This is a genomic window from Myxococcales bacterium (genome assembly GCA_016703425.1).
Lineage (GTDB): Bacteria > Myxococcota_A > Polyangia > Polyangiales > Polyangiaceae > JADJCA01.
In genome coordinates this window covers 451,629-464,323 of the sequence record JADJCA010000002.1, presented here as the reverse complement: position 1 = coordinate 464,323, position 12,695 = coordinate 451,629, and the positions used below count along the sequence as shown (strand labels likewise).

General features: G+C 69.3%; 12 protein-coding genes. 5 read left to right on the top strand and 7 right to left on the bottom strand.

Features of this window, described 5'->3' with window-relative positions; translation table 11 throughout:
* Positions 1-168: 168 nt before the first annotated feature.
* Positions 169-876: a hypothetical protein gene (locus IPG50_08290; protein ID MBK6692190.1), complete on the bottom strand. Its 708-nt coding sequence runs from the start codon at positions 874-876 to the stop codon at positions 169-171.
* A complete protein-coding gene (locus IPG50_08285; protein MBK6692189.1) occupies positions 873-1,814 on the bottom strand; it encodes a hypothetical protein in 942 nt (313 codons plus the stop codon). The genes IPG50_08290 and IPG50_08285 overlap by 4 nt, the downstream gene beginning before the upstream one ends.
* A 79-nt stretch (positions 1,815-1,893) precedes the next feature.
* Here IPG50_08285 and IPG50_08280 point away from each other — a divergent pair, with 79 nt between their 5' ends.
* Positions 1,894-3,360: a protein kinase gene (locus tag IPG50_08280; GenBank protein MBK6692188.1), complete on the top strand. Its 1,467-nt coding sequence runs from the start codon at positions 1,894-1,896 to the stop codon at positions 3,358-3,360.
* 50 nt (positions 3,361-3,410) lie between these two features.
* On the opposite strand, the gene IPG50_08275 is transcribed toward IPG50_08280, so the two are convergent.
* Entirely contained in the window at positions 3,411-4,829 is a 1,419-nt protein-coding gene (locus IPG50_08275) for a thioredoxin family protein (GenBank protein MBK6692187.1), read from the bottom strand.
* A 285-nt stretch (positions 4,830-5,114) separates the two neighbouring features.
* A complete protein-coding gene (locus IPG50_08270) occupies positions 5,115-5,801 on the bottom strand; it encodes a tetratricopeptide repeat protein (protein ID MBK6692186.1) in 687 nt (228 codons plus the stop codon).
* A 148-nt stretch (positions 5,802-5,949) separates the two neighbouring features.
* Here IPG50_08270 and IPG50_08265 point away from each other — a divergent pair, with 148 nt between their 5' ends.
* Entirely contained in the window at positions 5,950-6,243 is a 294-nt protein-coding gene (locus tag IPG50_08265; protein MBK6692185.1) for a hypothetical protein, read from the top strand.
* A gap of 5 nt (positions 6,244-6,248) precedes the next feature.
* Here the strand turns inward: IPG50_08265 and IPG50_08260 are convergent, their stop codons facing one another.
* Genes IPG50_08260 through IPG50_08250 form a run of 3 tightly spaced genes read right to left on the bottom strand, consistent with a single transcriptional unit; the run spans position 6,249 to position 9,271 of the window.
* Positions 6,249-7,625 (bottom strand): hemerythrin domain-containing protein, encoded by a 1,377-nt coding sequence (locus IPG50_08260; GenBank protein ID MBK6692184.1) that lies wholly within the window; start codon positions 7,623-7,625, stop codon positions 6,249-6,251.
* 2 nt (positions 7,626-7,627) lie between these two features.
* The gene (locus IPG50_08255; GenBank protein MBK6692183.1) at positions 7,628-7,978 is read right to left on the bottom strand and encodes a hypothetical protein; all 351 of its coding nucleotides are present in this window, start codon (positions 7,976-7,978) and stop codon (positions 7,628-7,630) included.
* A gap of 57 nt (positions 7,979-8,035) precedes the next feature.
* Complete coding sequence (locus IPG50_08250; protein ID MBK6692182.1) at positions 8,036-9,271, bottom strand: low temperature requirement protein A; 1,236 nt, start codon at positions 9,269-9,271, stop codon at positions 8,036-8,038.
* Positions 9,272-9,359: 88 nt separating this feature from the next.
* Between IPG50_08250 and IPG50_08245 the strand changes: the two genes are divergently transcribed.
* The 3 genes from IPG50_08245 to IPG50_08235 are packed head-to-tail and all read left to right on the top strand — an operon-like array spanning position 9,360 to position 12,683.
* Positions 9,360-10,658, top strand: coding sequence for a peptidylglycine alpha-amidating monooxygenase (locus IPG50_08245; protein ID MBK6692181.1), 1,299 nt, complete (start codon positions 9,360-9,362; stop codon positions 10,656-10,658).
* Positions 10,659-10,660: 2 nt separating this feature from the next.
* Positions 10,661-11,590 carry a hypothetical protein gene (locus tag IPG50_08240; GenBank protein ID MBK6692180.1) on the top strand — a complete coding sequence of 310 codons (930 nt, stop codon included), beginning with the start codon at positions 10,661-10,663 and terminating at the stop codon, positions 11,588-11,590.
* 49 nt (positions 11,591-11,639) lie between these two features.
* Positions 11,640-12,683, top strand: coding sequence for a hypothetical protein (locus IPG50_08235; GenBank protein ID MBK6692179.1), 1,044 nt, complete (start codon positions 11,640-11,642; stop codon positions 12,681-12,683).
* The last annotated feature ends 12 nt before the right edge of the window (positions 12,684-12,695 follow it).

Below are 12,695 nucleotides of genomic sequence, written 5' to 3'. Positions count from 1 at the left end.
GCCGAGGGCGCGTCTGCGGAAAATCGTGACTTATCCGGTCCGCCAGCGCTGCCGGACTCGGAAGTGAGGACAGAAGGCGACGGAACGACGCATGGAGGCATCGGTTGGGCGACCGGCTTGGGCGCGGCTGACGCGCGCCCGGTTGCGCGTAGCCGGCGATACCGTTGCTCAGAAACAGAGCGCGGGGTTGTACCCCTCGCCGTTGCACGACGAGCGCACAGGCCCGTTCGGGCACGGCCATGGCAGGCACTTCTCGCTGTTGGGGCACTCGGCGTCGGCGCGGCAGATGCGCACCGGGCATGACGCTTTGCAGCGTGCGAAGGGGCGATCGCCCGACTGCACATCGAGGCAACAGATGTCGCTGCCGGTGCCGGAGCAGTCCGCGGCCTCGTCGCACTCGACGATGGCGGAGCGAGGTAGGTTGCAGGCCTCCGTCGAGAGTTGGCAGTAGCCGCCATCGGAGCCATAACAGCAGCGGTTCGACGGCGTGGTGCACGACCCCGCGCTTGCGGCGAAGCCGCATGGGTTGACGTGTCCGGGAGTCGGGCCGAAAGCCAAAGGCGGTCCCGCGTCGGCGGCCGCCTCTGGGGCTACGTCGGCCAACGCATCGGCGGTCGGGCGACCGCCCTCGGCGACGTCAGCGACGTCGGGCGTGAGCATTGGCCCGTCGCTCGCCGCATCGGGGAGCACACCGCCGTCGGCGGTGGCGTCTCCGCTCGCGTCGCTCAAACCGCTCGTCTCCGTCGTGACGTCACCGCTCGAGGTCGCCGCGTCGTCCGCGCGGAGCGTGTAGTCGCCCTCGACGCCGAGCAGTATGCCGCAGCCCAGCAACGCAGACGTCGCGACGATGCCGAAGAGCGCGATGCGCGACTTCAAAAGGTCCCCCTTAGCTCGAGGCCGGGGCCGCTCACGCGGAGCGCAGCGGTGGGCGCCGCCGTGGCGGCGGTTCGTCGATTCGCCGTCAACAGAACGTATCCAGAGACGCCGACGCCAACGGCACCTGCGGCGAGGAACCCCGTGGCCACCCAGCCCCACGTCTTCGCGCGCTCGACCGCGTCGAGGCCCTCGGCGTCGCAGACGCGGTCGCGGCACCGCTCGTCGACGACCTTTGAGGCCGACAGCGTGACGACGCTCGTCGCCGCACCGCCGGCGAGGGCGGCGACGCTAACGCCGCCCAGGACCCAAGGCCAGGCAGGCGGACCGTCGGCCTCTCGACTCGCGGGCGCCGGTCCCGTTGCTGTTGGGGAGGTGTCACGAGCTTCGGGCGGCGTTGCCGCGGCCGTGAGCAGGAGCTCACGTCGGGCACCGGGCAACAACGTGACGCTCTCGCTCGCGAGCGCGGTCCCACTTGCAGAGCGAAGCGTCAACGTCACGGTGCCGGGATCGGCGTTGCGCTCCGCTCCCCACTCGCTCTGCGGGATCTCGACGTCGCCGTTCGTCACACGCGCGCCCGCCGGGGCTCCTCGAACGCGCACGATCAACTTCGCCACGCGCCCACGCAGCGCCGCCGCCTGCGACGCGGCGACCTTCTCACGCCCGCGCTGCTTCGCGCGCTCGCCGGGGGTCATCCGCTCGAAGCGCTCGAGGTAGGTCTCGTAGCGCGTGAGCGCCATCGCGAAGCGACCCCAGCGAACCTCGCACTCCGCCAGTGTGAAGAGCGCCCCCGGCAACGGCGAGAGGCGCACGCTTTCCTCTAGCGCGGGGCACCCTTGCTCGAAGCGGCCGGCCTCCATGGCGCTGAGGCCCTCGTCGAAGAGCGTCTGTGCGCGCTTGTCGTCGGTGGCGCGGGCCGCGCGGGGAACGAGCGCAAGCACCGCCGTAGCCAGGGCAAAACCGACAAAGCCACGCGATCGCCCGCCGCCCATCGGGGCGATGATACCCTGTCAAGCGGCCATGGGTGAGGGGGCGTTGCCGTTGCTTCGCGTAGGCCGCTACGCGGTTCACCAGGCCTTTGGCCGTGGCGGCATGGCCAGCGTGCATTTAGGCCGTCTCGAGGGCGAGGCGGGCTTCGCGCGTGTCGTTGCCGTCAAGCGACTCCACGCGCACCTGCTGGAGGATCCAGAGTTCGCCGCGAGCTTCATCGACGAGGCGCGCCTTTGTTCGCGCATTCGCCACCCCAACGTTGTTCCCACGCTGGACGTCATTCGCTCTGGCAACGAGCTCTGCCTCGTTATGGAATACGTGGAGGGTCTCTCGCTCGCCTATCTCGTCCGTGCCTCGAGCGAACCCTTGTCAGTCGCCGTTGCGGTCGCGATCGCCATGGGCGTCCTCCGCGGTTTGCATGCCGCCCACGAGGCCTGTTCCGATCATGGGGTACCGCTCGGCATCGTTCATCGTGACATGTCCCCGCACAACGTTCTCGTCGGCATCGATGGCGTCGCGCGCGTGATCGACTTCGGTGTCGCGAAGGCTGTCGGCTATGGCGCCACGACGGAGACCGGTCACGTCAAGGGCAAGCTCCCGTACATGTCGCCGGAGCAGGTCTCCGGCGAACCCATCGACCGCCGCACGGACGTCTTCGCCGCTGGTGCGGTCCTCTGGGAGGCGCTGACGCGCAAGCGACTCTTCGCCGGCGACTCACCGGCGGACATCGTTCGTCAGGTCATGGAGCGAACGGTCCCGCCACCGAGCGATCTCGCGCCCGCCGTTTCGCCAGCGCTCGACGCGGTGGTGCTGAAGGCGCTCGCGCGCGATCCGGCGCAACGCTACGCGACCGCCGCCGAGATGGAAGCGGCGCTCGAAGCCGCGGGGCCAGTGGCGCCGCCGCGCATCGTGGGCTCATTCGTTCAAGTCGTGGGGGCCGCCGAGCTCTCGCGTCGCGCGGCGATGTTGCGCGATGTCGAGAGCGCGTCGTGCCCGGTGGAGCTCCCGCAGGATGCGCTCGAGTCGATCGTCGCGCCCATTCCCGCCTACTCGGCCACCGAACCGTTCGACGTTGGCACCGGGAGCCGCTCCGTTCTAGTGCCGACGTCGAGCTCGTTGGCGAACATGCCCCCGCTCGCGCAGCAGCGGCGCCGCGTCCTCATCGGCCTTGGGGCCGGCATCGTGAGCACGGCGATGCTCGCGGCGTTCGCGGCGACGAGGTTCGCCCCGTCGCCCAGCGCACCCAACGGCGCGGCGCCCATCGTCGACGCCAACACGACCCCAGGCGACGTCGCAGTCGGCTTCGTTACTCCCGCGCTTTCGTCACCGGGGGTCGCGACGGCCCCGAGCGCGACTCAGCCGACTCTCACGGCCAGTGCGTCTGCACGAGCACCCGAGCGGGGCGCGCCCAGGCCACCGGACCGTCGACCGGTCTTGAAGGCCCCACGGACCGTCTCATCGGTCCCGTCACCGTCGAGCCTGTATTCGCGAGAGTAGCTGCGGCTGGGGCCGCATGCCGAGTGCTGGCTTCGGCGGTGCTGGCGACCCTACTTCACGCTCTTGATGGCGGCGGCCATCTTGTCCGCGGCGACGAACTCGGTGAAGCGCACCTTCTCGGCGCCACTCGAATCGACCACCACGACCGTCGGCAGGCCCACGACCTTGTACTTCTCCGAGAGGCGCTTGATCTCCGGATCGTCTTCGTTGGTGGCGTCGACCTTCACGCTCACGAAGCGCGCGGCCTCGGAGCGCACGCGGCTGTCGGGCCACGTGAGGTGGTCGAGCTCCTCGCAGGCCTTGCACCAGGTCGCCCCGAAGTCGACGAGCAGCGGCTTCTTCTCGCGCTTCGCCTGCTCGAGGGCCGCGGCTTCCGCGCTCTGCCACGCGATGGCCGGTGCCGCCGAGTCCTCGCCACCGGCGGTGGCTTTTGGCATGTTGACCCACGAGATGGTGAGGAACATGCCGATGATGGCCGGCACAATCGACGCGAGCTTCATCGGCTTCGAGAGGTGCGCGATGGGCGAGCGGCGCCGCTCGGCGGCGATGTGCACGCTCCCCAAGACGAGGCCGACAGCCATGATGATCACCGCGACCGTGAGAAACGGCATCGTCGGCTGAACGACCTTGCGCACCAGTGGGAAGCCGTCGCGCAGGTACGCGAGGGCCATGTACGCCAAGACGACGCCGCTCGCCCACTTGATGCCGAGCATCCAGGCGCCGCCCTTGGGCAAGCTGACCGAGAACGAGCCCGCGATGAAGAAGGGGAGCCCTAGGCCCACGGCAAACAGGAACATCGCGCCGGCGCCGAGCACCATGTCCTTCGTGGTCGCCAGCCAAAGCACCATGCCCGTCAAGAACGGGCCGGTGCAAGGGGCCGCGATGAGACCCATCACGAGGCCGAGAATGAAGGCGCCGCGGAAGCCGATGCCACCGACCGTCGAGAGGCGGTTGTTGAGGCCTGCGGGCAGCGTCATCTCGAAGGCCCCGAACATCGAGGCGGCGAGCGACAAGAACAGCACGGCGATGCCGGTGACCACGAAGGGGTTGGCGAGCGTGCTCCCGAGGAGCTTGCCCGAGACGGCGAACGCCATGCCCATCGGCGTGAACAAGAAGGCGATGCCGAGTACGAAGGTCGCCGAGAGGGCCGCTCCGCGCCCGCGCGACTTCGCGTCGGTGGCGCCGAAGATGGCCACCGTGATCGGCACCATGGGGAACACGCACGGCGTGAGGCTCGCGGCGACCCCCGCCAAGAACGAAGCGCCGAGGGCGAAGGCGCCGCCTTTGGCGGCTTGACGCGCGAAGCCGCCGGTGTCGGAGCCCGCCACCTCCTGCGCCCAAGCGAGCGACGGCACGAAGAGAAGCCCGACGACGAGCGCGGCCAGCAAGAGCGCAGTGGCGCGGTGCACCCGCGCCGTCCCTTGGTGGAAGCAGCGCCAAGGCGTCGATCGATTGGGTGCCGTCTTCATTCGCGAGACTCCGGTTTCTGGGGCTGCGGGCAGGGCCGCGACAAGGGCCTCGGGCAAGAGGGCTTACCGCCGCGCCGAACTCTTACGAGGCGGGCCCCGCGGCCCCGTATCTTCGCTGCAACGGACGCGCCGGCCAAGGACCGCGCGTCGCACCCCGCCAAATCCTGGTGCGGCGTGAGGGCTGCTCGCGGAGCTTGAGGGCGAAAGGCCGCAACGTGGGGGCTCTGGATCGCGGCCGCTCCATTAGCTGAATCGTAGGGCGTTGTGCGCAAAGCACTCGGTCATTTAGTTCGCGCGCATCTTGGCCAGCGTCGCCCGCGCCATTCGGAGCTCGCCGGCGAGCGCCACCCGCGTGGCCTCGCGACCCGACTCGGTGCGCTTCACGAAGGCGTCGAGGTACTTCTTCGCGGCCTCCCACTCGGCGGCGGCGTAGGCCAAGTGTCCCAGCACGAACCGGCCGTAGCCTTGCCCGCACGGCGCTTCAGCCAGATCGTCGATGGCGGATTGCACGTCGTCCTCGTCGACCCGCGCGCCGCTCGCGATCTGAGCGAGCGCGAGGTGAGCGCGGTAGAGCGGCTTGTCGCGTGTTCCCCAGCGCGCCGCGCGGGTAAGCGCGGCGATGGCCTCTGCGTAGCGCTCTGCCAAAAAGAGCGTGCCCCCGAGCGTCCACAAATGAAAGGGCCGCCGCGACGCGGGGCAGCGGCGAGCGGCCGTTCGCAGGTGAACGACCGCTTCCTCGAGGTCTCCGTCGGCGAGCGCCGCACGCGCGGCGTCTTGGTGGATCACGTCGGCGAGCACGTCGAGCTCGAGAGCCTGGAGCGCGATCTCGTGCGCCTTGCGGAAGCGGCCGTGCTCGAAGTGCGCAAGGTAGAGCTGGCGAAGCAGCATCGCGTGCGTCGTCGGATCGAGAGGCGAGTTGGACGCGAGGCCCTTGCGCGCGTAGCGTGCGCGGCTCACGGGAGACGTCGCCATCATGGCCTTCTGCAGGCACTCCTCCGGGCTCGCGCTCCGGGGGGAACTCCGAGCGGCTGCGGGACGACCTCTCTCCACGGCAGAAAAGTGTAGCAGTCCCGGTTTTGTCGGGCCAAAAGGCGCGGTACTTCGCTATGGAGAAAAGGTGATGCGCCCCTTGTCGTACGTTCTCTCCCTTGTCGCCCTCGTTACGCTCGCCGCGGCTTGCGGGAGGCCAGCGACGGAGGCCGACTGCAAGCTCATCGTGGACCGCAACGTCGAAGTGCAGATGCGCGCCATGAAGCTCGTCGAGCCCGGCCTCATCGCCAAGAAGCAGGAAGAGCTCCGAGCGTCGCTGAAAGACGAGCTGAAGGACTGCGTGGGCCGGCGCGTGACCGACTCGATGATGGGCTGCGTTCGGGAGGCCGAGACGGCGGAAGCCATCACGAAGTGCATCCGGTAAAGACGCTAGCTTCTTCCGCCACCGCCACCGCCACCGCCACCGCCACCGCCACCGCCACGCCGCCCCCCGCGCTCCATTTCGTCGTCGATGGCCCGAAACGCGGAGTCGGGCAGCGCGTCGACCAGGAGCGGGAAGAGCTCTTCCTCTTCGATGCGCGCGTGCTCTCGGTAGCTGCGCGCGAGCTCATGGACGAAGGCCAGGCGGAGAGGGCCTGTCTCTGCGTCACGTAGCTTCTTCCAAAGCGCACGCTGCCCGGCGTGTTCTCCTACGAGCCGGGCCATGATGGGCGCCGCCGCGGCGATCTCGTTGGCGCGCGGAAAGAGCGAAAGCTCTTCGTCGTCCTCGTGTCTCGCGATCCCGCGTTCGGAGAACGCGATGGCGTCGGCCAGGGCCCCGCTGGCGTCGGCGTTGCCCTCGCCCGCGCCAAGGGCCCGCTCGAGGTCGGCGATGCGCTGGTTGATGCGGTGATGCGTGCCGTGGAGGCGCTCAATGACGCCCGATGCCGCTTGGCTTCCGCTGCTCGCGGGAGCGATGGCGTCGACGGCCAGGACGCCGACGTCGGCGCGACCGTGGCCTCGCGCCACCAGGGTGTCCATGCGCTGCGCGAGCCCGCGCAGCACCGAGAGCGGCAGCGGATCGGCGGCGTCCAGCATCAGGCGCAAGTCCTTTCGGGCCATGGCGAGCTCGAACGACGCGGCAAAGTCGCCCTTGGCCATACGCACTCCACGGAGCTTGATGGCTGCCGACGGGTCAAACTTCGACAAGAGGGTGACGGCCTCCTCGCCCGCCACGCCGAGGCTTCGCGCCATGGCGAGCACATCGGCGACGCCGCCGGCGAGGCTCAAGATGAGCGCGTTGACGAAGAGCTTGCCGCAGGCCGCAAGATCTTCCCGCGGCCCCAAGTGCAAGAGCTCGCCGGTCATCGCCGCGAGCTCGACCTCGAGCGACTCGTCGCGCGGACCCGAGATGAGCATCATGCCCTTCTGCTCGCGAGCCGCCGCCGGAGACATGAAGACCGGCGCGTGAACGAAGCGGAACCCCTCTCGCCGCGCGCGTTCGTAGCGGGCTAGCGCGCCCTCGGGTGACGTCGTGGTGTGATCCACGACGAAGGCGGCCTCGCTGCCCCCGTTCTCCTCCTGGAGCACCGGCACGATGGCGTCGAGGATCGCGTCGACGGCGGCATCGTCGCTCACGCAGATGTGGACGTGGGTGGCGCCACGCGCGGCGTCGGCCGGCGAGTCGTGAACCGACGCGCCGAGCGCTGCCAGCGCGTCGGCGCGAGAGCGCGTGCGGTTCCAAACGGCCACGGGAACGCCTCGACGACGCCACGCCTCAACGAAGGCGCTCCCTAAGAGTCCCGTGCCGAGAAAGGCCTTGGTCATGCTCAGCGCGCCTTCGCCGCGCGCCCCGACAGGGTCTTTCGGCCGTTCTTGATGACCGGCTCCGGCTCCACACCCCAAACGACGTCACCGCCGAGCTTGCAGACCTGATCTTGCAGTGTCCGCAGGCAATCGTCCTTGGAGACGAGCTCGGTGCAGGATGCACGGACGGGGCCGATGTTCTCGGTCTGCTTCGTGGGCGCGATTTCGTGAAAGACCTCGACGGTGCAGCCCTCGGGGCGCGGAGGAAACCGCGAGTCAACGGGAGAGGCGCCGCACGCAAGGGCCGTCGGGATGAGAGCCAAAGAGAACGCCAGGTGCCCCAGTCCAAAGGCGCGCGCGGTCGTCTTCATCATCGGATCGGGCTATCACGAAAGCTCCGCGCCGTCGCCATTCCGCCGCCGCCTTTCCCGTCAAGGGGTGGGCGCCGGCGAAGCGTGCTGCGCGGCGCGCCTTCGCTCGATGGCCGCGATGGGAACCGCCGGCGCGAGCGTCACGAGCGGAAGGGCCCACGCGAGCGGCAAGCCGGCGGCCACGGCGCCCACGACGCCGAAGAGCACGAGCAGCGCAGCAAGCCAGACCCAGGCGAACGGATGTTTCCCCGCGCCCGTCACGCGCGCGCTCATGGAGGCCACAGAGGTGAGGTACACGGCGACGGCACCGGCCACGAGCGCGATGGCCAAGGTCGGCGAGACGGCGTGCGGGTCCGCCTTCGGGCCGACGTTCGCAGCCTTCAGTTGATCGGCTACGACGCCCAGGAACGCGCCGAGCGCTGCCAGTGACGCGAAGACCGTGAAGTGACCGTAGCCCCAGCGGAAGGCGCGCTCTCGGTGATGGTGGAGCGACTCGCCCGAGGGGACGAGGAAGTAGACCCACCAAAGCGCGAGCACCAGCGACGTGGCGCCGCCGCCCACCCAGGCGACGTTCCACGACCAGCCCTGCGCATCGATGATGTTGCCGATGGCGGTCGTGGCGCCGAGCACGCACTCGCCCAGCACGATGATCGTGAAGAGGCCATAACGCTCCGCGATGTGGTGGGCGTGCCAAGGCGTGTGCCCCGACTTCGCAGCCCACATGGGGACCGCCAGCTCCGCCACCACGAGGGCGAAGAACGACGGGTACCCCAAGGTCGGTGGCAGCGCGAGCCGCGCCACCCACAGCGTCTGCACCGACAAGATGCCGACGACGTAGCGCATGCAGGTCTGTCGCCGTTCGGGGTGCTCGCGCGCCGCGCGCCACCACAAGGCCACGAGCCCGCTCCGCATGACCACGTAGCCGATGGTGACCATGCCGAAGTCGCCCTGCGCGGCCCTCGCGACGCCCGCGGCGAGAATGAGGACACCGATCATTTGCACGATGGTGCAGAGTCGGTAGGTGGAGTCGTCGGTGTCGTAGGCGCTGGCGAACCACGTGAAGTTCATCCACGCCCACCAGACAGCGAAGAAGGTCGACACGTAGCCGAGCATGCCCTGCGCCAGGTGATGCGCGCCGACCGAGTGATGGAGCTGGGCCGCCGCCGCCGCGATGGCGACGACGAACGTGAGATCGAAGAGCAGCTCGAGCGGCGTGGAGACGCGATGAGCCTCGTGAATGTCGCGGCCGGCCATGCGCCGCCTGGTCCGCGCCGTTGCCTGCTTTGAGTCGCTCATGGCGGCAGCAGTCTAGGGTCGCGACGCTTCGCTAGCGAACTTCCCGCCGACGCGGGCCGCGGCGCCCGATTCGTGACATGCTTCGCCCATGCTTTCGCGCTCGCTTCGGAGCGGCCTCGTGCTCGCCTTGGTCATGACTCCGTTCGCCGCTTGCAACGGCCTGACCGACGAAGCGCCGACCGTAGAGGGGGGCGGGCTGCCCTGCGAGGTGGAGCGCATCGTCCGAGACGCGTGCTGGGGGTGCCACGGCACGACGCCGCTCTACGGTGCGCCGATGTCGCTGCTTGCGGCGAGCGACTTTCATCGGAAGTCGGTCACGAAGCCCGCCGAGCGGGTCTACGAGCGGGTCTTGGCGCGCACGCACGACGCGAACGCGCGCATGCCGCCACCCCCAAAGAAGCCGCTCGGCGCGAGCGACCTCGCGGTTCTCGATGGCTGGATCGCGGGTGGCGCAAGAGCGTCGAGCGCGGCCTGCCCCGCGCCGCTGACGGAGGCGGGCACGAAGGACCGGGAAGCACCCCCCATCACGAACCTTCCACCGGGGTGCCCGAACCTGACGCTCAAGGCGGCGGCGCCTTACGTGATGCCGGAGACGGTGCCGGATCAGTACGTCTGTTACGGCGTCGACCTAGCGCTCCCGAAGAAGCGCCACGTCACGGCCTTCACGCCCAAGATTGACAACGCCGTCATCACGCACCACGCCATCGTTTACCTCTCGCCGTACGCGGAGAGCGGAACGCCGCACGTGTGCGGCGGCGGCGGCGCCGTCGGGCAACGCATGATCTACGGCTGGGCGCCGGGCGGCGGGCCTTTCGAGCTCCCAAAGGAAGCCGGCTTGCCGCTCGAAGGCACGGTGCACCTCGTCGTCCAGATGCACTACTCGAACCTCAAGAAGCTCGCCGATCAAAGCGACCAGTCGTCGATCGAGCTTTGCACCACCGACGAGCTGCGCCCCAACGACGCCGACGTCATCGCCTTCGGTTCGACGACGTTTCAGTTGCCGCCGCGCGCGAGCCACCGCGTTGACTGCACGCTCGACATTCCCGCGAACGTCCCCGAGTTGACGGTCTTTCGCTCGATGCCGCATATGCACACGCTCGGCCGGTCCATCGGCTCGGTGCGTGAGCGCGCGGGCGTGCCGACGCCGATCGATGAAGTGACCGCGTTCAACTTCGGCGCTCAAGCATGGAACGACGTCTCCGCCTCGCTCAAGGGTGGCGACAAGGTCCACACCTACTGCGCCTGGACCAATGCGGGCGATACGCCGGTTTTCTTCGGCGAGAAGACGAGCGACGAGATGTGCTACCACTTTGTCATGGCCTACCCGCGCATCACCGCGCCTGGCTGGTCCTGGGACGCGCCGGTGAGTCTGGCGGACTGCAAGTAACGATGCGCATCGCGTGGGGGGTCGCTACGTCTCGTCTCGTCCTCGCGTTGGGGCTCGCCTCGTCGTCGCTGTCGTGCGGCTTGCTCGCAGGCATCGAGCCCTTTCAGGGGGCGCCACCTGACGCGAGCTCGCTCGCGTCCGTGCGCGACGGCGGTGTCGATGACGAAGACGCGTTCCCGAGTGCCGTCTCCCCGGCGCCCCCGAGCGACGCCGCCGGCGGCGATAGCGCCTTAACTTCGCCGCTCGTCGGAACCATCACGCTGTCGAGTTATCTCGCGTCTGTCGCCGGAGGGTCTGAGGGCGCGAGCGCCTCGGGGCGCGTGACAGCGCAGTTCGGTCTCTCCGATTACGCGCCGCCCGGGTGCACCCGCCGCGTCGACGGTGCCTGTGTGATCGTGAAGTGTGCGGCCGGTCTCTCCGATCCGGCCACCGCTGGGGCTCGAAGCGCGGGCGTCGTTCAGATCACCGGCACAACGCCGTCGTCGACGCTCAGTCCTGCCGCCAACGCCACTTACGCGCCGTCGGTGCCGACGCTCTCGCAGGGCGCGCCCTACTTTGACGAAAACTCGAAGATCAAGGTCACCGCCGCCGGGGCCCAGGTTGGGACCTTCTCCCTGAACGTCCAAGCCGGCCGCGACCTCGGTGTAGACGCGACCTCGCAAGGCCTGGGCGATGGTCCCTACGTGTGGAACGGCACCGCCCCGACCGAATCGATCGGCGTCGAGTTCGCAGCGACTGACGGCAGCGTGTCGGCGCTCTGCATCGTGACCGGCAAGAACAACTTCACCGCTCCAGCGTCGGTCATGGCCGATATGCCCGCCAGCGGCAACGTGGCGCTAGGAACCCTGACAACGGCGTCCCTCACCGTGGGAACGGCGCGCGTGACCGTGCGCGTGCACCTGGCCCGCGTCGGCACGTACCTTCGAAAATAGCGGCGTCGGCGGTTCTGTCTCCGCCTCGCGTGCGATATCGTCCCGCCTCATGCGTTTCGAGTGGAAGGCGCTCATCTTGTCGGCGGGGCTTGAAGACGCAGCGATCCGCGTCGTCGCCCAGCTCGGTCGCCTCTTCGCGGCGCCCGTCGCGAGTCGCTTCTATCGCGTCGTCGCTGCCGCCGGCGACGACGGACGCTCTCGCCCGTCGGCGATCCCCGTGCCCGAGCTCGCTTCCGCGAACCGCCTGGAGCTGGTGCTCGCCACGCGCGAGGCGAGCGAGCTCGATCCGGCGTGGCCCGACGGCGACGAATCCGATCCCGGTGGCGGCAGTCAACGCTTGCTGGTCGAGCTCGCGACGCCGCCCGATGACACCTCGCCGCCGGCCGTGTGGCTCGTCCTCGAGGTCGACGGCCGCAGCTTCGGCGGCACCGTCGAGGTCGCCGAGCGCGTCCTCTCGTGGAGCCGCGAGGAGCTCGAGGGAGGGCGCCTCCTCGGCGCTCGCTTCGCGGAGAAGGGCGGTCCGACGTTGCCGGGCCCGAAGCCCCCGCTCGCCGGTGACGCCTTCATTTCGTCCGTCGACGAGGGCAGCGTCATCCGTGAGTACGGCGACGTTGCGCTCTACGTCGAGGCCTTCGATTCATGGGAAGAGCACGATGGCCGACTCCTCGTGAGCCGCGCACTCGAGCCCGATCCGAAGCGTCGTCGTCGCAGGCTCCTCGCCTCGAACGCGGCGCTCGCTCGCATCGCTCGTCCTCGTCGCACGCTTTGGGTCCCGCCCATTCCGCCGCCGCTGGGCGTCGCCCTCGAACGGCCCGCGCGCCCGGCGCTCCGCTTCACGCGGACGGAGGAGCCGGGCCCCGCCGCCATCTACACGGTGCAGCTCGACGAGGGCGCCAGCATCGACGCGGCGGAGATCGTCCTCTTGCAGAGCCTCGTCACCGGCAGCGAAACGTTGCCCGATGGGCGCCACGCGGCCCGCGTGTCGGTCGTCTTTGACGACGAGAGCGTCGCTCGGCGCGAGATGCGTCCGCTCCTCGACGTGGGCGTGCAGGTGCTCGTCAAAGACGGGCTCGCGACGCGCCCTCTCGATTGAGGCGCAGGGCGC

Bases quoted from the DNA above. Each gene is read 5' to 3' on its own strand.
- IPG50_08235 (MBK6692179.1), top strand. From the start codon at position 11,640: ATGCGTTTCGAGTGGAAGGCGCTCATCTTGTCGGCGGGGCTTGAAGAC.
- IPG50_08280 (MBK6692188.1), top strand. From the start codon at position 1,894: ATGGGTGAGGGGGCGTTGCCGTTGCTTCGCGTAGGCCGCTACGCGGTT.
- IPG50_08240 (MBK6692180.1), top strand. From the start codon at position 10,661: ATGCGCATCGCGTGGGGGGTCGCTACGTCTCGTCTCGTCCTCGCGTTG.
- IPG50_08270 (MBK6692186.1), bottom strand. From the start codon at position 5,801: ATGGCGACGTCTCCCGTGAGCCGCGCACGCTACGCGCGCAAGGGCCTC.
- IPG50_08245 (MBK6692181.1), top strand. From the start codon at position 9,360: ATGCTTTCGCGCTCGCTTCGGAGCGGCCTCGTGCTCGCCTTGGTCATG.
- IPG50_08275 (MBK6692187.1), bottom strand. From the start codon at position 4,829: ATGAAGACGGCACCCAATCGATCGACGCCTTGGCGCTGCTTCCACCAA.
- IPG50_08250 (MBK6692182.1), bottom strand. From the start codon at position 9,271: ATGAGCGACTCAAAGCAGGCAACGGCGCGGACCAGGCGGCGCATGGCC.
- IPG50_08255 (MBK6692183.1), bottom strand. From the start codon at position 7,978: ATGATGAAGACGACCGCGCGCGCCTTTGGACTGGGGCACCTGGCGTTC.
- IPG50_08260 (MBK6692184.1), bottom strand. From the start codon at position 7,625: ATGACCAAGGCCTTTCTCGGCACGGGACTCTTAGGGAGCGCCTTCGTT.
- IPG50_08265 (MBK6692185.1), top strand. From the start codon at position 5,950: ATGCGCCCCTTGTCGTACGTTCTCTCCCTTGTCGCCCTCGTTACGCTC.